The 18,315-nt window shown below is 57.4% G+C and carries 18 protein-coding genes; 14 read left to right on the top strand and 4 right to left on the bottom strand.

Features of this window, described 5'->3' with window-relative positions; genetic code table 11:
- Positions 1-8: 8 nt before the first annotated feature.
- From CU103_RS00360 to CU103_RS00345, 4 genes are all read left to right on the top strand, one after another.
- Positions 9-644, top strand: a complete 636-nt coding sequence (locus CU103_RS00360) for a thiamine diphosphokinase (RefSeq protein WP_106661953.1) — start codon at positions 9-11, stop codon at positions 642-644.
- Between the two features lie 93 nt (positions 645-737).
- On the top strand, positions 738-1,019 hold the full coding sequence (locus CU103_RS00355) for a hypothetical protein (RefSeq protein WP_106661952.1): 282 nt from the start codon (positions 738-740) through the stop codon (positions 1,017-1,019).
- Positions 1,020-1,155: 136 nt separating this feature from the next.
- The gene (locus CU103_RS00350) at positions 1,156-1,482 is read left to right on the top strand and encodes a YMGG-like glycine zipper-containing protein (protein ID WP_106661951.1); all 327 of its coding nucleotides are present in this window, start codon (positions 1,156-1,158) and stop codon (positions 1,480-1,482) included.
- Positions 1,483-1,630: 148 nt separating this feature from the next.
- Entirely contained in the window at positions 1,631-3,445 is a 1,815-nt protein-coding gene (locus CU103_RS00345; protein WP_106661950.1) for an ABC-F family ATP-binding cassette domain-containing protein, read from the top strand.
- 128 nt (positions 3,446-3,573) lie between these two features.
- On the opposite strand, the gene CU103_RS00340 is transcribed toward CU103_RS00345, so the two are convergent.
- Together CU103_RS00340 and CU103_RS00335 are read right to left on the bottom strand one after the other, a co-directional pair.
- Positions 3,574-3,939 carry a cell division protein ZapA gene (locus tag CU103_RS00340; protein ID WP_106661949.1) on the bottom strand — a complete coding sequence of 122 codons (366 nt, stop codon included), beginning with the start codon at positions 3,937-3,939 and terminating at the stop codon, positions 3,574-3,576.
- An 18-nt stretch (positions 3,940-3,957) separates the two neighbouring features.
- The gene (locus CU103_RS00335) at positions 3,958-4,230 is read right to left on the bottom strand and encodes a DUF4164 domain-containing protein (RefSeq protein ID WP_106661948.1); all 273 of its coding nucleotides are present in this window, start codon (positions 4,228-4,230) and stop codon (positions 3,958-3,960) included.
- A 295-nt stretch (positions 4,231-4,525) separates the two neighbouring features.
- On the opposite strand from CU103_RS00335, the gene tkt reads away from it, so the two are divergent.
- From tkt to CU103_RS00310, 5 genes are all read left to right on the top strand, one after another.
- A complete protein-coding gene (gene tkt, locus CU103_RS00330) occupies positions 4,526-6,511 on the top strand; it encodes a transketolase (protein ID WP_106661947.1) in 1,986 nt (661 codons plus the stop codon).
- Between the two features lie 60 nt (positions 6,512-6,571).
- Positions 6,572-7,579 (top strand): type I glyceraldehyde-3-phosphate dehydrogenase, encoded by a 1,008-nt coding sequence (gene gap, locus CU103_RS00325; protein ID WP_106661946.1) that lies wholly within the window; start codon positions 6,572-6,574, stop codon positions 7,577-7,579.
- A gap of 266 nt (positions 7,580-7,845) precedes the next feature.
- Entirely contained in the window at positions 7,846-9,039 is a 1,194-nt protein-coding gene (locus CU103_RS00320) for a phosphoglycerate kinase (protein WP_106662576.1), read from the top strand.
- A gap of 175 nt (positions 9,040-9,214) precedes the next feature.
- A complete protein-coding gene (locus tag CU103_RS00315) occupies positions 9,215-10,240 on the top strand; it encodes a class I fructose-bisphosphate aldolase (RefSeq protein WP_106661945.1) in 1,026 nt (341 codons plus the stop codon).
- A gap of 79 nt (positions 10,241-10,319) precedes the next feature.
- Positions 10,320-11,069 carry an SGNH/GDSL hydrolase family protein gene (locus CU103_RS00310; protein ID WP_106661944.1) on the top strand — a complete coding sequence of 250 codons (750 nt, stop codon included), beginning with the start codon at positions 10,320-10,322 and terminating at the stop codon, positions 11,067-11,069.
- A 7-nt stretch (positions 11,070-11,076) separates the two neighbouring features.
- Here the strand turns inward: CU103_RS00310 and CU103_RS31275 are convergent, their stop codons facing one another.
- The gene (locus tag CU103_RS31275; RefSeq protein WP_170116978.1) at positions 11,077-11,238 is read right to left on the bottom strand and encodes a hypothetical protein; all 162 of its coding nucleotides are present in this window, start codon (positions 11,236-11,238) and stop codon (positions 11,077-11,079) included.
- Positions 11,239-11,364: 126 nt separating this feature from the next.
- Here CU103_RS31275 and CU103_RS00305 point away from each other — a divergent pair, with 126 nt between their 5' ends.
- The 4 genes from CU103_RS00305 to CU103_RS00290 all read left to right on the top strand — a co-directional run bounded on the left by CU103_RS00305 (position 11,365) and on the right by CU103_RS00290 (position 15,144).
- The gene (locus CU103_RS00305; RefSeq protein WP_106661943.1) at positions 11,365-13,275 is read left to right on the top strand and encodes a propionyl-CoA synthetase; all 1,911 of its coding nucleotides are present in this window, start codon (positions 11,365-11,367) and stop codon (positions 13,273-13,275) included.
- Positions 13,276-13,376: 101 nt separating this feature from the next.
- Entirely contained in the window at positions 13,377-13,676 is a 300-nt protein-coding gene (locus CU103_RS31910; RefSeq protein WP_106661942.1) for a DUF1127 domain-containing protein, read from the top strand.
- A 29-nt stretch (positions 13,677-13,705) separates the two neighbouring features.
- Complete coding sequence (locus CU103_RS00295) at positions 13,706-14,293, top strand: DJ-1/PfpI family protein (protein WP_106662575.1); 588 nt, start codon at positions 13,706-13,708, stop codon at positions 14,291-14,293.
- Between the two features lie 146 nt (positions 14,294-14,439).
- Complete coding sequence (locus CU103_RS00290) at positions 14,440-15,144, top strand: helix-turn-helix transcriptional regulator (protein ID WP_106661941.1); 705 nt, start codon at positions 14,440-14,442, stop codon at positions 15,142-15,144.
- A gap of 44 nt (positions 15,145-15,188) precedes the next feature.
- On the opposite strand, the gene CU103_RS00285 is transcribed toward CU103_RS00290, so the two are convergent.
- Positions 15,189-15,878, bottom strand: a complete 690-nt coding sequence (locus CU103_RS00285; protein WP_106661940.1) for a DUF1013 domain-containing protein — start codon at positions 15,876-15,878, stop codon at positions 15,189-15,191.
- 230 nt (positions 15,879-16,108) lie between these two features.
- Between CU103_RS00285 and CU103_RS00280 the strand changes: the two genes are divergently transcribed.
- Positions 16,109-18,307, top strand: coding sequence for an esterase-like activity of phytase family protein (locus CU103_RS00280; RefSeq protein WP_106661939.1), 2,199 nt, complete (start codon positions 16,109-16,111; stop codon positions 18,305-18,307).
- The last annotated feature ends 8 nt before the right edge of the window (positions 18,308-18,315 follow it).

Raw genomic sequence — 18,315 nt, 5'->3', positions numbered from 1 at the left:
GGCGCTTTATGAGCAAATTCGTTATCCTTCTCGGCGGAACCGTTCACGTCTCCGACCGTCTTCGGCAACTTGTCTCCGGCGCGCGCGTCCTGGCGGCCGATGGCGGCATCGCACACGCTGACATATTAGGTCTCGCACCCGAGCTGTGGCTTGGCGATTTCGATTCGACATCGCCGGAGCTTGAGGCAAAGTATGCCCATGTGCCACGGGTCGTATTTCCGGCAGCCAAGGACATGACCGATGGCGAGCTTGCATTGAACGAGGCCTACAGGCTCGGCGCCAGCGAAGTCATCCTGTGCGGCGCTTTCGGCGGATCGCGCGCCGATCACACGCTCCTGCATTTGACGATGGCGACGGCTCACGCAGCCGAAGGACGCAAGCTTGTCCTTTCCAGCGGCAGCGAGGAAGCACACCCGCTGGTTGCAGGAGTTTATGATTTCGATTTTGCCGACGGGACGCTCTTCAGCATCGTTGCATTTACGCCATTGCAGGGGCTTTCGATCGAGGGCGCGCGCTGGCCTTTGAAAAATATGGAACTTTTTTTCGGTTCATCTCTTACAGTATCGAATGCTGTGTGTGGAAATCTCCACGTATCGCTCCATTCGGGTAAAGCGATCCTGATTGCTGCCCCGCAAATCGCCTAACGCTTGTAAAACAAAGCGGAAAGTGTAATTGTTGCGGCACAGCATTGGGGACGCAAGCTGGTGAGTTTGGTTTTTAAACGGGAGAGGTCTTCCATGTTGAAAAGTTTGTCTACAATAGCAGTTGCAGGGCTTTTGGCTTTGTCGGTGGCTGGTTGTACAACTAGCGATCAGCGCGTTGCTGGTTATGGCGTCGGTGGCGCCGCCTTGGGCGCATTGGCCGGTGGTGCTATTGATGGAGGCAGAGGCGCTTTGGCGGGTGCTGCGATTGGTGGCGCCGGTGGTGCTCTTGTTGGCGCTGCAACCAATCCGCGCTCCAGCGGCTACTGCACTTATCAAAACCGCTACGGCGAACGTTATCGGGCTCCTTGCCGTTAATAACTTCAAGCGCAAGCGCATTGCAAACAGGCCGGACTTCCGGCCTGTTCTGTTTCGGTGAACAGGAACGATCTTTCTTCTGCCGCATTAGGTAAGCAGGATCGTGCCGCACTTATATGAATTGAGAGGATTAAATATGAGATTTCGTCTTACCGCCGTAGCGGTTTCAGCGCTTCTGGCAGTATCTGTTGCCGGTTGTGCAACAAGTGAGCAGAATCAGCGTGCCGGGACGGGTGCCTTGATTGGCGGCGGCGTTGGTGCGCTGGCCGGACAGGCTCTGGGACGTGACACGAAGAGCACGATTGTCGGTGCCGCCGGTGGCGCGCTGCTCGGTGCTGCTGTCGGAACGGCGACGACGCCGCGCGGGCAGGATCAGAATTTATGCCGTTACCAGCGCCGTGATGGTTCGATTTATACTGCTCCCTGCGAGGGTAGCGGCGGCGGCTATGGCGGCGGTTACTGACCGGAGCTTTGCCGGATTAATTCGAGACAGGCCGGAATTTCCGGCCTGTTTCATTTGACAGAGGCGGCATTCTCGCCGACAAGGCGCATGTTCGGGTGCCACGGCTGGCTTCCGATCGTTGCTCCAACTCCCAGAACTGAAAATTTTCATGGCTCCACCCCTTCTTCGCCTTGACCGGATTGCACTGACATTCGGCGGTACGCCGCTTTTAAGTGAGGCTGCCATTTCCGTCAGCGAAGGCGACCGCATTGCGCTTGTTGGACGCAACGGATCGGGTAAATCCACACTGCTGAAGATTGCCGCCGGCTTCGTCGCGCCAACGGATGGCGAGGTGTTCAAGCATCCCGGCGTTACCGTACGTTATCTGGCGCAGGCCCCCGACATGGAGGGCTTTGCCAATGTTCGGGCCTATGTCGAGGCGGGGCTTGGACCCGCGGACGATCTCTACCGTGTCAGCTATCTGTTGGAGCATCTCGGCCTGACGGGCGAAGAAAAGCCCGACAATCTTTCGGGCGGCGAGACGCGCCGTGCGGCATTGGCCAAAGTCCTGGCACCACAGCCCGACATACTGTTGCTCGACGAGCCCACCAACCATCTCGACCTGACAACGATCGAATGGCTGGAGGACGAATTACGCCAGATACGCTCGGCCATTGTGGTGATCTCGCACGACAGGCGCTTCCTGGAGAATGTCAGCCGGTCGACGATCTGGCTCGACCGCGGCGTCACGAAGCGACTGGACCAGGGATTTGGCTTTTTCGAGGAATGGCGCGACAAGGTGCTTGAGGAGGAAGAGCGCGACCTGCACAAGCTCGGCCGCCAGATCGTGCGCGAAGAACATTGGCTGCGCTACGGCGTGACGGCCCGGCGCAAGCGCAACATGCGCCGGCTCGGCGAACTGCAATCCATGCGCAGCGAATTCCGCAATCATCGCGGCGCCCAAGGCAAGGCCGTCTTGAAGGCGAGTGATGCGAAGGAATCCGGCAAACTCGTGATTGAGGCGGAACACCTCGTCAAAGCCTATGGCAGCAATGTGCTGGTCAACGATTTCTCGACGCGGATCCAGCGCGGAAACTGCGTCGGCTTCGTTGGGCCCAATGGTGCCGGCAAGACGACGCTCCTATCAATGCTGACGGGGTTGCTCGCGCCTGACAGCGGCGTCGTCAAGCTCGGCACCAATCTTGAAATAGCCGTTCTTGACCAAAGGCGCGACGGCCTCAATCTGGAACAGACGCTTTCGGATTATCTGACCGACGGGCGCGGCGAGAATGTCGTCGTCAATGGCGAGCAGCGCCATGTTGCCTCCTATATGAAGGACTTCCTGTTTCAGCCTGAGCAACTGCGCACGCCGATCCGCGAACTTTCCGGTGGTGAGCGCGCGCGCCTTATGCTGGCGCGGGTACTGGCCCGTCCGGCCAATCTGCTGGTGCTCGATGAGCCAACCAACGATCTCGACATGGAAACGCTGGACTTGTTGCAGGAATTGGTCGCCGGATTTGCGGGCACCGTGCTTCTCGTCAGCCATGACCGCGATTTCCTCGACCGGACGGTGACATCGGTGATTGCGCCAGAAGGTAGCGGACGCTGGCTGGAATATGCCGGCGGCTATACCGACATGCTGGCGCAACGGAAGGAAGCGCTCGCAACGCGCAAGGATTTGAAGAGCGCCAAGCCGCAAGCCGCCGGTGCTCAGCCGGAGAAAACCCCGGCGCAACGCGAGGAGAAGCGCAAGCTTTCCTACAAGCAGAAGTTCGCACTTGAAACCTTGCCTGAAAAAATTGAAACATTGCACGCAGAGATTGCTTTACTCGAGAAGAAGCTGGCCGACCCTGAACTGTTCACGAAAAATGCGGCGCTTTTCAACAAGACCGTCGAAGAGATCGGCAAGAAGCGTCACAGCCTCGAAACATATGAGCACGAATGGCTTGAGCTCGAGATGCTGCGCGAGGAAATCGAGGGTTGAGAATCGACCCTGACGGATGCCGGATGCAGTTTTCTGCGCTTCCGGTGCTCATGGGGGAAAAATCCACCTTGCTCCGGTTCTCAAAAACCGCACCAGCTACCTCATAAGGCTGAATCCTAGGAAGGCTTCTAATTCGCCTTTGGCGCGAGCTTGGTTGCAAGCGTCTCAATACGGGTTGTCACTTCCGACAAGACGCCGGTGATTGCCGCATCGTTCTTGTCGGCTCTCGCCAAGGCTTCGTCACGGCTTTTGCGCAACGCTTCGGCTTCATTTTCAAGGCCCTTGAGACGCATTTGCAACTCGCTGAGCTCATCCATGACCATGATTCCGGCCATGACAGTGAGGCGCAGGTCACCGATTTCGCCAAACGATGATTTGAGGTGGGTGACGTAGCGGTCGAAACGCTCGGCGAGGCCAGTCAGATGCTGTTCCTGGCCCTCATCGCAGGCCATCCGGTAGGCCTTGCCATCGATCGTAACTGTTACAGTGGCCATGGCTTGTCTTTCCCAGTTTTATCGATCAAGGACCGTGCGAATGGATTCCATCGCCGCCACAAGGCGGCGCGAAACTTCCTTGTTTGCGGCTTCGAGACGCTCGGCTCGACCTTCCGACGCGTCAAGTTCCTGTGCCAGCTTGCGCCGGTCCATGTTCATGCGCTGGACCTCTTCTTCGGCTTCGGCAAAATCGCCTTCATGCTCAAGACGCAAGTCGACCGCGTCCTCAAGCGACGCCAAAGATTTTTCCAGTCTTTCAAGAACCTGTCTGAGGGTGGCTTCCGATGCCATTTTCAACGTTTCCCCATGTGTCAATCTTTTTAAACGAATCGCAAAAAGAAGAACAGCTTATGTTGGAGAGTCTAAGGGTTACATCAACGCCGCGTCAATCAATCCGAGCTGTCATGGTTCGGTCATGCACCGATAATAATCTCATGCCGCGAAAGACCTGTTTGCCGATGGGCCCAATTTGGCCTAGGTTTTATTGACTCCATCAAGACACCTGCTATGTGAAGCGTGCCTTTTGGATTTTGTCTGACCGGCTTCCAGAAACGGCATCTCCTTTCCTCCTCGAAAGACGGTAACCATGACCAATTCTGAAAAATCCAACCAAATGGCCAATGCAATCCGCTTTTTGTCGGCGGACGCAGTGGAGAAAGCCAATTCGGGCCATCCGGGTCTTCCCATGGGCGCAGCTGATATTGCGACTGTCCTTTATACCCGGTTCCTAAAATTTGATCCGAAGTCGCCGCACTGGCCGGACCGCGACCGCTTCGTGCTCTCGGCTGGACACGGTTCGATGCTGCTCTATTCGCTGCTGTATCTTACCGGCTACGAAGACATGACCATCGACGAGATCAAGAATTTCCGGCAATTGGGTTCCCGGACCGCGGGCCATCCGGAATATGGCCATGCATCCGGTATCGAAACGACGACCGGCCCACTTGGCCAGGGCCTTGCCAATTCCGTCGGCATGGCACTATCCGAGCGCATCATGAATGCGCATTTCGGCGACGATCTGGTAAACCACCATACCTATGTCATTGCCGGAGACGGCTGCCTGATGGAAGGCATCAGCCAGGAAGCAATCGCGCTGGCCGGCCATCTCAAGCTGAACAAGCTCATCGTTTTCTGGGATGATAACAACATCTCCATCGATGGTCCGGTGTCGCTTGCAGACAATACGGATCAGTGCGCGCGCGTCGAAGCTTCCGGCTGGAACGCCCTGCGCATCGACGGCCACGATCAGGATGCCATCGCAACTGCTATCGAGAAAGCGCACAAGTCAGACAGGCCGACCCTGATCGCCTGCAAGACGACGATCGGTTTTGGCGCCCCGACCAAGGCGGGTACCAACAAGGTTCACGGTTCGCCGCTCGGCGCCGAAGAAATCGCTGGCGCACGCAAGGCACTTGGCTGGACATCGGAACCATTTGTTGTTCCCGCAGACATTCTCGGCGCATGGCGCGAAGCCGGCCAGCGCTCTTCGAGAGCGTATGCGGCCTGGAACGATCGCCTGGCATCCGTCGATGCCGAGACTCGCTCGGAATTCGAACGCCGCGTTCGCGGTGATCTGCCGGGCAATTTCGAAGCAGCAATCACTGCCTACAAGAAGAAGCTTTCGGAAGAAAAGCCCAAGGTTGCGACCCGCAAGGCTTCCGAAATGGCGCTCGAAGTCATCAATGGCGTTCTGGCCGAGACTATCGGCGGTTCCGCCGACTTGACGGGGTCGAACAACACCAAGACCAGCCAGACCCAGAATATCACGCCCGAAGACTATGGCCAGCGCTACGTGCACTACGGTGTTCGCGAGCATGGCATGGCCGCGGCGATGAACGGTATGGCGCTGCACGGCGGCCTCATCCCTTATTCGGGGACCTTCCTGACGTTTTCCGACTATGCGCGCGGCGCGATGCGACTTTCGAGCCTGATGGGCATTCGCGTCGTCTATGTCATGACGCATGACTCGATCGGCCTTGGCGAAGATGGTCCGACGCACCAGCCGGTAGAACACCTCGCCGCGTTGCGTGCCATTCCGAACAATTACGTCTTCCGCCCTGCTGACGTTGTTGAAACCGCAGAATGCTGGGAACTGGCGCTCAAGTCACGCAAGACTCCATCGACGATTGCCCTTACCCGCCAGAACCTGCCGACGGTTCGCACGGAACACGTCGACGAGAACAAATGCGCCTATGGCGCATACGAACTCGCGCCTGCAAGCGGCAAGGCGGAAGTTACGATCTTCGCAACCGGCTCGGAAGTCGAGATCGCCCTCAATGCACGCGCGCAGCTGGAACAGAATGGCCATCCGGCCCGTGTGGTTTCGGTGCCCTGCTTCGAGTTGTTCGAACAGCAGAGCGACGAATACAAGCGGGCGCTGATCGGCGATGCGCCGGTCAAGGTCGCGGTTGAGGCTGCCATTCGTCTTGGCTGGGATCGCTTCATCGGTCTCGATGGCATATTCGTAGGCATGACCGGCTTTGGTGCCAGCGGCCCGATCGAAGCGCTCTACAAGCATTTCGGCATCACTGCGGACGCAATTGTCGCAGCGGCAGAAAGCAAGTTGAAATAATCTACGGATTTCCCGCACAATCCAGGCCAGGGCTCGGAAATACCCAAGGAGAAGATAAAAATGACAGTTCGCGTTGCAATCAACGGATTTGGCCGTATCGGCCGCAATGTTCTTCGCGCCATCGTGGAATCCGGCCGCACCGACATTGAAGTCGTTGCGATCAACGATCTTGGTCCGGTCGAGACCAACGCACATCTGATGCGTTACGATAGCGTTCATGGCCGGTTTCCGGGAACCGTGACGGTTTCCGGCGACACGATCGATGTTGGACGCGGTCCGATCAAGGTCACCGCTGTGCGCAATCCGGTCGAACTGCCGTGGAAAGAGCTGGACGTTGATATCGCGCTTGAATGCACCGGTATTTTCACGGCTCGCGACAAGGCGGCCGCGCACCTCGAAGCCGGTGCGAAGCGCGTTATCGTTTCCGCACCCGCGGAAGGTGCTGATCTTACCGTCGTTTTCGGCGTCAATGATCACAAGTTGACCAAGGAGCATATGGTGATTTCCAATGCTTCCTGCACGACCAACTGCCTCGCGCCAGTTGCCTATGTGCTGCATGAAGCCGTTGGTATCGATCATGGCTTCATGACGACCATCCACAGCTACACCGGCGACCAGCCAACGCTCGATACGATGCACAAGGATCTCTATCGCGGCCGCGCTGCAGCCCTGTCGATGATCCCGACATCGACTGGCGCCGCCAAGGCCGTCGGCCTGGTGCTTCCGGAACTCAATGGCAAGCTGGACGGTACATCAATCCGCGTCCCTACCCCGAATGTCTCGGTCGTGGATTTCAAGTTCATCGCCAAGAAGTCGACGACGGTTGCTGAGATCAATGACGCGGTCAAATCAGCTGCCAACGGCAAGCTGAAAGGCATTCTCGGCTATACGGACGAACCGAATGTTTCGATCGACTTCAATCACGATCCGCATTCTTCAATCTTTCACATCAGCCAGACCAAGGTCATGGAAGGTACATTCGTACGCGTCCTTTCCTGGTACGACAATGAGTGGGGCTTCTCGAACCGTATGGGCGATACCGCTGTTGCCTTCGGCAAGGTGATCTGAGACCATTTGATAACTTTACCCTGATGGGCATCTGATGCGACTTTCCGCGCTTCCGGTGCTCATGGACCTAAAGTCCACTGCGCTCCGGTTCCCGAAAACCGTACCAGATCCCCCATCAGGCTGAATTCTCAAAAGGGTTCCAGATGGCTACTGCATGAAACAAAATGGCGGGTCGACAACACCCGTCATTTTGGTTTCTTAATAAGAGTATCCGGACCGTTTGGCTTGCATGTCGAACGGGTACCGTTCAGACGAGGGTGATGACCATGCCAGCTTTCAAGACGCTTGATGATGCCGATGTTGCGGGAAAACGCGTTCTCCTGCGTGTTGATCTGAATGTTCCTGTTGCGGACGGCGCCGTCACCGACGCAACGCGTATCGAACGTGTCGCGCCAACTATTCTCGAATTGTCGAAAAAGGGCGCAAAAGTCCTTCTGCTGGCGCATTTCGGTCGTCCGAAGGATGGGCCGACAGCGGAATTTTCCCTGAAGCCCATTGCGCATGCCGTTTCCAAGGTCATCGACCGCAACGTATATTTTGCCGAAGACAGCATCGGTGAAAAGGCAGCGGCGGCAATTGCCAAGCTGAAGGACGGCGATATCCTGCTTCTGGAAAACACCCGCTTTCACAAGGGGGAGGAGAAAAACGATCTTGCCCACGTGACGGCGCTGGCTGCCAATGGCGATATTTACGTCAACGATGCGTTCTCCGCCGCCCATCGTGCCCACGCTTCAACCGAGGGTCTCGCCCACGTGTTGCCGGCTTATGCGGGCCGCACCATGCAGGCCGAACTGCTGGCGCTGGAAAAGGGGCTTGGCAATCCGGAACGTCCGGTCGTTGCCATTGTTGGTGGCGCCAAGGTTTCGTCCAAGCTCGACCTCCTTGGCAATCTGGTTCAGAAAGTCGATGCGCTGGTCATTGGCGGCGGCATGGCCAATACCTTCCTCGCGGCTCAGGGTGTCAAGGTGGGCAAATCGCTGTGCGAACACGACCTTGCCGCCACTGCTCGCGAAATCATGGCCAAGGCGAACGCCGCGAACTGCACGATCATCCTGCCGGTGGACGCTGTCGTTGCCTGGCATTTCGAGGCGAATGCACCGCACCGCGCCTATGGTCTCGATGCCATACCGGAAGATGGCATGATCCTCGATGTCGGTCCGCAATCGATTGAACGCATCAAGGGTGCGATCGATGACGCATCGACGCTGGTCTGGAATGGACCGCTCGGCGCCTTCGAGCTGCATCCTTTCGATCAGGCGACGGTAGCTGCCGCGCGTCATGTGGCTGCACGGACGAAGGCCGGCAAGCTCGTCTCGGTGGCGGGGGGCGGCGATACCGTGGCTGCTCTCAATCATGCCGGCGTTGCCGATGACTTCAGCTATGTTTCGACGGCAGGCGGCGCTTTCCTTGAATGGATGGAAGGCAAGCCGCTGCCAGGTGTCGACGTTTTGAAGCGCTGACCTTTTTTCGTGTATAATCGGGGTCCTTACGGGTCCCGGTTAACGACGAACAAGAAATGTTATCCAGTTAAATCGGTTGAAAAAATTTCAATCGTTTCAATACCTTGGAGCGCCATTTCGTTTGTCATAGGCTTCTGGTATGGCCCGGAGCACAGGAAACGGAGTGAAATAGTCTATGACTGAACGCCTCGAAGATATCGCGATTGCAATGGTTGCCAAGGGCAAGGGTCTCCTTGCTGCAGATGAGAGTACCGCAACGATCAAGAAGCGGTTCGATACGATCGGACTGGAATCGACCGCCGATAGCCGGCGTGACTATCGCGAGATGCTGTTCCGCTCCGGCGACGCGATGAAGAACCACATTTCCGGCGTTATCCTTTACGACGAGACCATTCGGCAGAACGCCAAGGATGGAACCCCCTTTGTTCAGATCATGAAGGCTGCCGGCTGCATTCCCGGGATCAAGGTCGATGCAGGCGCGAAGCCGCTTGCCGGTTTCCCGGGTGAGACCATCACAGAGGGCCTCGACGGCCTGCGGGAGCGTCTCCAGGAATATTACAAACTCGGCGCACGATTCGCCAAATGGCGCGGCGTGATTGCCATTGCTGACGGTGTACCGACATGGGGTGCAGTCAAGCAGAACGCCCAAGCACTGGCCCGTTATGCGGCCCTCTGCCAGGAAGCTGGAATCGTTCCGATCGTCGAGCCGGAAGTGCTTATGGATGGCAAGCCCGCCACCCACTCGATCGAGCGCTGCTACGAGGTCACCGAATGGGTCCTGAAAACGGTCTTCGACGAACTTTATGACGCCCGCGTCGTGCTGGAAGGCATGATCCTCAAGCCGAACATGGTCATCGATGGCAAGAACGCCCGCACGGCTTCGGTCGAGCAGGTGGCTGAACAGACTGTACGCCTGTTGAAATCGACGGTCCCGGCGGCAGTTCCGGGCATCGCTTTCCTTTCCGGTGGTCAAAGCGACGAAGAAGCTACTGCGCATCTTTCGGCGATGAATGCGAATTATACAACGCCGTGGAAGCTTACCTTCTCCTATGGCCGGGCGCTGCAAGCGGCCGCATTGAATGCCTGGAATGGCAAGCCGGAGAATTTTGCAGCGGGCCAACGCGCCTTTACGCATCGCGCCAAAATGAACGGCCTCGCCGCAACCGGCGGCTGGAAAAAAGACCTGGAAAAGGCGGCTTAAGCGTTTTTTATCCAAAAGCGTATCTCATGGAGCCCGGACTGGAATCAGTCCGGGCTTTTTTGTGGGGTAATTGCGGGTAATGACATCATCACCCTTCCATCCGCTGGTCAGCTGGCTGCTCTATCCTGTCTATGCCTGGCAAGGCATAGGCGTGCGTTTGCGAACGGAGCGAATGCTGCCGCCAAGCGCTCTGCCAATGGGCGAAATCGCTGGCAAGGACCCTGCGATCAGGCTTCTCGTTCTGGGCGATTCTTCGGCCGCAGGCGTTGGCATCACCGATCCCTGGCAAGGGCTATGCGTGCGGCTTGCAGTGCATTTGCAGGGGCGTACCGGCCGCAAGATCATCTGGCGGGCAGCCGGCTTTAATTCAGCGACTTCGGGGCAATTGCGCGATCACGTGGTGCCCAACATCGAGCGCGGCTTGTGGACCCATATCGTGCTGACGACCGGCACCAATGACACCAAGAACTTTCACTCCCTTCCGCGCTTCAAGAGGGAATTCGGTGGTCTGCTCTATGCTTTGAAGGCGAAATGGCCGGAAGCGCATATCGTCTGGTCGAAGATTATCGATTTTCGCGATGTCCCCGCCATGCCAGGATTGCTTGGCCGTATCCTCGAGGGCAGGGCCGACGCCATAAACAAGCTGGGAGAACGACTGTGCCGCGAGCGCATGGCGATTCCTGCGACACGTCTGCCCGTGGAGGGACCGGAAGGCTTCTCCAGCGACGGTTTTCATGCTTCCGCGCTGGGCTACGACGCCTGGGCAAGACACCTTGTGCCCTATGTTCTCAACTTGCCTGACATCGATAATGGACGGGCATCGTCCTAGGACACGCTCAGCCCGCGTGGCCGGCGAGCACGACGATAAACATTGCCACAATGGCTCCCGCGGCAATCTTCCAAAAATCACCACGCTTCTTGAGCCCCGGCCATCCGAGTGGCTTGATGATGTGCAATGCCATCATCAAGATCAGTGCGAATGGCAGGATTTTGGTCATCGGTTTGCTTCTGTCCGCACGGTGTGATCGGAAATGCGAGCTGTGAGCGTTCCATACGAGATTGTCAATTCGGCCTTTGACTCTGCTTATGACATTGGGGATGCTGTCGGATCTGGGAGGATATTCATGACATCACGATACAACGAGGTCTATCAGGAGTGGCAGGCCGCCCCGATGGCATTCTGGGCCCACGCCGCCGTGGCGATCGACTGGAGCAAGCCTTGGGATAAAGTTTTCGATGCGGACGATGGACCATATGGGCGCTGGTATGCTGGTGCCGAGTGCAACACCTGTCACAATGCCGTCGACCGGCATGTTCAGAACGGCCGGGCTGATCAGGTCGCTCTCATTTACGACAGCGCAGTAACGGGCACACAGCGCAAGATCACTTATGCCGAGCTTCTCAGCGACATCAATGCACTGGCTGCCGTCCTCACCGACAAGGGCGTGCAGAAGGGCGACCGGGTTATCATCTATATGGCGATGGTGCCGGAAGCTGTGGTCGCGATGCTTGCTTGCGCACGCATCGGTGCCGTGCATTCCGTCGTCTTTGGCGGCTTCGCCGCGCACGAATTGGCGACCCGCATCGACGACGCCAAGCCGGTGATGATCATCGCTACTTCCTGCGGCCTCGAGCCGGGACGCGTCGTCGCCTACAAGCCAATGCTCGACAAGGCGATCGAGCAGGCAGTGCACAAGGTCAAGACATGTCTTGTTCTCGTCCGTTCGCAACAGCCGCATGCGCTCGTCGAAGGACGCGATTTCGATTATGCCGAGGCGGTCGCTGCGGCCACCGGCCGTGAGATCGCCTGTGCGGCAGTAAAGGCGACCGACCCGCTCTATATTCTCTACACCTCCGGCACCACCGGCCAACCCAAGGGCGTTGTGCGCGATAATGGCGGGCATCTGGTGGCGCTCGCCTGGTCGATGGGCGCGGTATACGATACAAAGGCAGGCGACGTATTCTGGGCGGCCTCGGATATCGGCTGGGCGGTAGGTCATTCCTACATCGCCTATGCGCCGCTGTTTATCGGTGCGACAAGCATCCTTTATGAGGGAAAGCCGGTGGGAACGCCCGATGCGGGCACGTTCTGGCGGGTTATTTCCGAGCACAAGGTGAAAGTGCTGTTCACCGCGCCGACAGCTTTCCGGGCCATAAAGAAAGAGGATCCGAAGGGCGAATTCATCGGCAAATATGATCTCTCATCGCTCAAATATCTGTTTCTGGCCGGAGAACGTGCAGATACGGACACGATCAAATGGGCTGAAGAGAAGCTGGGCGTTCCGGTCATCGATCATTGGTGGCAGACGGAGAGCGGCTGGCCGATGGCGGCTAATCCCGCGGGCCTCGGCATGCTGCCGGTCAAATACGGTTCTCCGACCGTGCCGATGCCCGGCTATGACGTTCAGGTGCTTGACGATGCCGGTCATCCGGTCAAGCGAGGTGAACTTGGCAATATCGTCGTCAAGCTGCCGCTTCCACCCGCTTGCCTGCCGACCCTGTGGAATGCGGACCAGCGGTTCCGCGATGCTTATGTCACGGAATTTCCTGGGTACTACAAGACCGCCGATGCCGGCATCATTGATGAGGATGGATATATCTACATCATGAGCCGAACCGACGACATCATCAATGTCGCCGGGCATCGCCTTTCGACCGGGGCAATGGAAGAAGTCCTTTCGAGCCATCCCGATGTGGCTGAATGCGCCGTCATCGGTATCGCCGATCATCTGAAAGGACAGGTACCGTGCGGTTTCATCGTGCTCAAATCCGGCGTGACCCGGGCTGAAAGCGAGATCGAGCAGGATTGTGTCGCCCTGATTCGCGACAAGATCGGGCCGGTGGCGGCGTTCAAAATGGCGCTTACGGCAAAACGCCTGCCAAAGACACGCTCTGGCAAGATCCTGCGCGGGACGATGCAGAAAATTGCCGACCGGGAGCCCTGGAACATGCCAGCAACTATCGACGATCCAGCGATTCTCGACGAGATCACGGCCGTGCTGAATGCGCGGGGTATCGGCGTCAAGAACGACTGACCTGGCTCTGCAAATAAAGCGCACCTCTTGACATCCTCCTGACAGAAGGTTGTCAGGAGGGGTATGCGATAGTGTCTCCGTAGTCACAAGGAGACAGGGTTATGACTTACGTTGATTTTGGCATTGTTGATACGGTAAGGCGCCTGCTCACGGACTTCGCAGCGTATCGCGAAGAACTGCGTACGGAGCGGCACCTCAACTCACTTCCCGAGCATGTGTTGAAGGATATCGGTTGGCCCGATGCTTATGCCGAACGGCTTGCGCGTCGAGGCTCGATGAAGGGTACGGAGGCTGGCACGGAAAGTGCCAGCGCCGACCTCGCTCCTTGGCAAATAGGCTGGCCAAAGCCTCGGCAAGCGGGAAATACACGCAAATCAAGCTATTTCAAGCTACAATACTAAGATTATCGAGCAAAATGGGAGCGATGGGCATGGAGCAGAAAAAGACGATCGGTTTCGTATTCATCGATCAATTCGCCGATTGGGAGTATGGATTGCTTTCAGGATCGGCGGTTGAGTGGTTTGGTGCGCGTACCATTGCACTGTCGCCGTCGACCGGACCAGTCCGGTCGATCGGCGGCTTCAGGCTGATGGCTGAACGAGGCACCGGGGTCGAAGAAAATGGCGACCTCGACGCAATTGCTGTCATTGGCTCGGACACTTGGCCAAGCGCGGATGCTCCTGACATAGCACCGGTCCTGAATGCCACTTTGGCACGTGGCGGCATCATCGGCGGTATCTGCGGTGGTACGCTGGCGCTTGCCCGTGCGGGCCTCTTTGAGGGTCGCAAACATACGAGCAATGGTGCCGGATGGATCGAATCGAAGATTGGCGATTATGCCGGCTCGTCATTTTACCAGGATGTACCTCACGCGGTGCGGGATGCGCATATCGTCAGCGCCCCTGGGTCGGCTCCCGGCACGTTCACGACCGATTTCCTGGAGGCGCTGTTCCCCGAGAGCGCCGGGCACGTCGCCGAGATGCGGGAACTGATTGCACGGGAATACCAAGCCGCGTGATTGAGCTGGCAAAGCGAGGGTACGTGAGATGAAAAGCTGGACGGACAAGTTGAATTCTGGCGGATCGCATGAGATCAAGCCCGCGTCCCATTGCCATTGCAGGCATGAAGGCGAGCGGTATCATGCTGGGCTTGAAGGATTAAGCCATGCGTAGAGCTGACCGTCTTTTCCAGATTGTGCAAAAGTTGCGTGGGGGCCGTCTCGTTACTGCGCGGCAGCTCGCCGACAAGCTCGAAGTTTCCGAACGAACCATCTATCGCGACATTGCCGATCTGCAATCCACCGGCGTGCCCATCGATGGCGAAGCCGGCGTCGGCTACATCCTGCGCGAGGGTTTCGACCTGCCGCCCTTGATGTTCACGCGCGACGAGGTTGTTGCGCTGGTGGCGGGCGCCCGGCTCATCACCGCTTGGGGTGGTGCATCCATGGCTCGTGCAGCCGAGGAGGCCATCATAAAGATCGGCGCTGTCCTGCCCAAGGAAGACCGCCCGCGGATCACCAATACGCATATCCACTCGACCAGCTACAATATCAGTGACAGCGACCGGTCGTTGATCGACCTGGCGGAAAATGCGGCCGAACAGTGCCGTGTCCTGTCGATTACCTATACGGACCTGGATGGCAAGGACAGCGTGCGCGATATCCGTCCACTTGGCCTCTGGTTCTGGGGCAAGGTCTGGACGCTGATCAGCTGGTGCGAATTGCGCAATGATTTTCGCACGTTCCGCATTGACCGGATTGCCAAGGTGGAAAAGGCTGACCGAATATTCCGCCAGGAACGCGGAAAGACACTGGCGGATTTCTATCGCCGGGTCGAACTTAGCGAGACACCGGAGGCGAGAGCATCATAAAAAAGCCCGGCGATGCCGGGCTCTTTTGACGATTTTTGGGAAAACTATTCCTCGTCTTCGTCCTCGTGGCGGCCCTTGAGAGACGACAGCTTTGCGAACACCTTGTCTGCATCAAGCTCTTCGTCCTCTTCGCGGACCGTTGGCTGAATGTCGAGGTTTTCAGTCGCGGAAGCTGGAAGCAGCGTGTCGCCACTTTCGGGCTGAACTGGCCGGCCACGGGAAGAACGCTCGACCTCTATATCCAGATCGATCTGTGAGCAGAGACCGAGGGTTACCGGATCCATGGGCTGGAGATTGTTGGAATTCCAGTGTGTACGGTTGCGGATCTGTTCAATAGTGGACTTTGTCGTGCCGATCAGCCGCGAAATCTGTGCATCCTTCAATTCTGGATGATTGCGAACCAGCCAGAGGATTGCGTTCGGGCGATCCTGGCGCTTGGACAATGGGGTGTAGCGCGGGCCTTTCCGCTTGGTTTCCGGCACCCGAACTTTCGGATCGGAAATCTTCAACTTGTGATTGATATCGGCTTCGCCTTTGGCGATTTCCTCGCGCGACAATTGCCCCGTGATCAACGGGTCAAGGCCCTTGATGCCCTGTGCCGATTCACCATCGGCTATCGCCTTCACTTCGAGCGGATGCAGCTTGCAGAATGCAGCGATCTGATCGAAGGACAGGGCGGTATTGTCGACAAGCCAGACGGCCGTTGCCTTTGGCATAAGAAGCTGGGTGGCCATAGATATAGTCCTCTCGTTCGTCCGCTCCGGGGGCGCGGGACGTGGGTTCAACCACAATTTCCGGGAATTCGAGGCGTTATATAGCGTCATTTTAATGGATGAGCAAGAATCGCTTTTGGCATATGGGATTCGAGGCGGCCGAGCGTTTCATGGAACTGTCATGAAAGTGTCATTGCACTGCAATGCAGGTGCGCGAACGATCTCCGGATAACAATCGGAGGCTTAAAATAATGTCGCGCAAATCCCTCTATCTCGGTCTTTGGACCGCCTTGCTTGCATCCGTTGCCCTGCCTGCTGTCGCGGAACCAGTCTTCAACCGTATTGCAAGTTTCCCCGTTGCCGACAATCTGCCCAAAGACGCAGACAAGTCGACGCCGACATCATCGGAAATAATCACCGCTTCAGAAGACGGCAAGACGCTGATTTATTCCGACAGTCCTTATGGCGCGATCGGCTTCGTGGACATCAGCGACGCGGCCAAACCGCAACCGGGCGGCTTGCTCAAGGTCGATGGCGAGCCGACGTCCGTCGCCGTTGCTGGTGGCAAGGTATTGGCCGCTGTCAACACGTCGAAGGACAAAGCCAATCCCGCGGGACGGCTTGAGGTCATCGACCTTGCCTCACGCAAGATCGACGCGAGCTGTGATCTTGGCGGTCAGCCGGATTCGGTCGCTATTTCTCCTGACAAGACCTTCACCGCGATCGCTATCGAAAATGAGCGGGATGAAGAGGTAAATGACGGTGATATACCGCAGCTGCCTTCGGGGAACCTCAAGATCTTGTCGTTGAAGGATGGGGTGCCGGAATGCGCGAGCATGAAGACGGTTGACCTCACGGGTCTCTCCGGGATTGCCCCGGAAGACGCTGAGCCGGAATTCGTCTCGATCAACAAGAACAATCAGATCGCCGTCACGCTGCAGGAAAACAACCACATCGCAATTATCGATGCGGCCAGCGGCAAGATTGTCAACCATTTCCCAGCGGGCACGGTCGATCTCGACAGGATTGATGTGAAGAACGATGGCGCTCTCAAGTTTGACGGCAGTCTGAAGGGCGTTCTTCGTGAGCCGGACACCATCAAATGGCTCGACAATGATCGCTTTGTTGTCGCCAATGAAGGTGACTACAAGGGTGGTTCGCGCAGCTTCACCATTTTCTCCAAGGATGGCAAGATTCTCTATGAATCCGGCCCGGCGCTTGAGTACAAGATGGCCGAAGCCGGACATTACCCGGACAAGCGCAACAAGAAAGGCGTTGAGCTGGAAGGAGCCGAAGTCGGCAGGTTCGGCGATACGAACTATCTCTTCGTTGCCAGCGAGCGTGCTTCCCTTGTCGGTGTATACAAGGATACGGGAGCAGAGCCGGAATTCGTTCAACTGCTGCCTTCAGGCATTGCGCCAGAAGGCGTTCTTGCCATTCCTTCGCGCAACCTCCTGGTGACAGCCAATGAAGTGGATCTCATCAAGGATGGCGGCGTGCGCTCGCATGTCATGATCTATGAGTTGAAGGACCAGGAGCCTAATTATCCGCAGATCGTTTCAGGCCTGAAGGATGACGGGACGCCGCTCGGTTGGGGCGCTCTTTCTGGGCTGGCCGGAGATCCGAAGGAAGCCGGCAAGCTCTATGCAGTGTCTGACTCCATCTATTATTCGGCGCCGGCGATCTACACGATTGACGCCAAACAGACCCCGGCGAAGATCAGCGGTGCGCTGATGGTCAAGCGTGGCGGCCAGCCCGCCCAGAAGCTGGATCTGGAAGGCATCACCACCGACGGGCAGGGCGGGTTCTGGCTGGCCAATGAAGGTGATCAGGCCAAACTCGTGCCGCATGCGATCCTCAATGTGAACGAGAAGGGTGAAATCAAAAAAGAAATCGCGCTTCCCGACGAATTGCTGACCGGGCAGATCCGCTACGGCCTCGAAGGTATCACGCGTGTCGGTGAAGGCGACGACGCGACCCTGTGGATGGCAATCCAGCGCGAGTGGAAGGATGACGGGAAGGGTTTCGTCAAACTCCTGAGCTACAATGTCAAAGACAAGGCATGGGGTGCTGTTTCCTACCCTCTCGACACGACCGCGAATGGCTGGGTCGGCCTGTCGGAAATCACCGCGCATGACGGCCAGCTCTATATCATCGAACGCGATAACCAGATCGGCGAGCGGGCTGTCAACAAGCGGCTCTATCGCGTGGCGCTCGATGGCTTGAAACCCGCCAGGATCGGCGAGAAACTGCCGGTGGTCCAGAAGACGCTCGCGCATGATTTCATCGGCGATCTGAAGTCGGCCAATGGCTACGTTCCCGAGAAACTTGAAGGCTTCACCGTCGATGCGGATGGTTATGGCTACGCAGTGACGGACAATGATGGCGTCGATGATTCATCCGGCGAAACGATCTTCGTCGGCATCGGCAAGGTTCAGGCCACGAATTGAAACCAGCG

Origin of the sequence: Phyllobacterium sophorae, assembly GCF_003010965.1 — a bacterium.
Classification (GTDB): Bacteria; Pseudomonadota; Alphaproteobacteria; order Rhizobiales; family Rhizobiaceae; genus Phyllobacterium; species Phyllobacterium sophorae.
Note: the sequence above shows the minus strand (reverse complement) of the source record. Positions and strands in the feature narration are given on the sequence as shown.

Bases quoted from the DNA above. Each gene is read 5' to 3' on its own strand.
- CU103_RS00360 (WP_106661953.1), top strand. From the start codon at position 9: ATGAGCAAATTCGTTATCCTTCTCGGCGGAACCGTTCACGTCTCCGAC.
- CU103_RS00355 (WP_106661952.1), top strand. From the start codon at position 738: ATGTTGAAAAGTTTGTCTACAATAGCAGTTGCAGGGCTTTTGGCTTTG.
- CU103_RS00350 (WP_106661951.1), top strand. From the start codon at position 1,156: ATGAGATTTCGTCTTACCGCCGTAGCGGTTTCAGCGCTTCTGGCAGTA.
- CU103_RS00345 (WP_106661950.1), top strand. From the start codon at position 1,631: ATGGCTCCACCCCTTCTTCGCCTTGACCGGATTGCACTGACATTCGGC.
- CU103_RS00340 (WP_106661949.1), bottom strand. From the start codon at position 3,939: ATGGCCACTGTAACAGTTACGATCGATGGCAAGGCCTACCGGATGGCC.
- CU103_RS00335 (WP_106661948.1), bottom strand. From the start codon at position 4,230: ATGGCATCGGAAGCCACCCTCAGACAGGTTCTTGAAAGACTGGAAAAA.
- tkt (WP_106661947.1), top strand. From the start codon at position 4,526: ATGACCAATTCTGAAAAATCCAACCAAATGGCCAATGCAATCCGCTTT.
- gap (WP_106661946.1), top strand. From the start codon at position 6,572: ATGACAGTTCGCGTTGCAATCAACGGATTTGGCCGTATCGGCCGCAAT.
- CU103_RS00320 (WP_106662576.1), top strand. From the start codon at position 7,846: ATGCCAGCTTTCAAGACGCTTGATGATGCCGATGTTGCGGGAAAACGC.
- CU103_RS00315 (WP_106661945.1), top strand. From the start codon at position 9,215: ATGACTGAACGCCTCGAAGATATCGCGATTGCAATGGTTGCCAAGGGC.
- CU103_RS00310 (WP_106661944.1), top strand. From the start codon at position 10,320: ATGACATCATCACCCTTCCATCCGCTGGTCAGCTGGCTGCTCTATCCT.
- CU103_RS31275 (WP_170116978.1), bottom strand. From the start codon at position 11,238: ATGACCAAAATCCTGCCATTCGCACTGATCTTGATGATGGCATTGCAC.
- CU103_RS00305 (WP_106661943.1), top strand. From the start codon at position 11,365: ATGACATCACGATACAACGAGGTCTATCAGGAGTGGCAGGCCGCCCCG.
- CU103_RS31910 (WP_106661942.1), top strand. From the start codon at position 13,377: ATGACTTACGTTGATTTTGGCATTGTTGATACGGTAAGGCGCCTGCTC.
- CU103_RS00295 (WP_106662575.1), top strand. From the start codon at position 13,706: ATGGAGCAGAAAAAGACGATCGGTTTCGTATTCATCGATCAATTCGCC.
- CU103_RS00290 (WP_106661941.1), top strand. From the start codon at position 14,440: ATGCGTAGAGCTGACCGTCTTTTCCAGATTGTGCAAAAGTTGCGTGGG.
- CU103_RS00285 (WP_106661940.1), bottom strand. From the start codon at position 15,878: ATGGCCACCCAGCTTCTTATGCCAAAGGCAACGGCCGTCTGGCTTGTC.
- CU103_RS00280 (WP_106661939.1), top strand. From the start codon at position 16,109: ATGTCGCGCAAATCCCTCTATCTCGGTCTTTGGACCGCCTTGCTTGCA.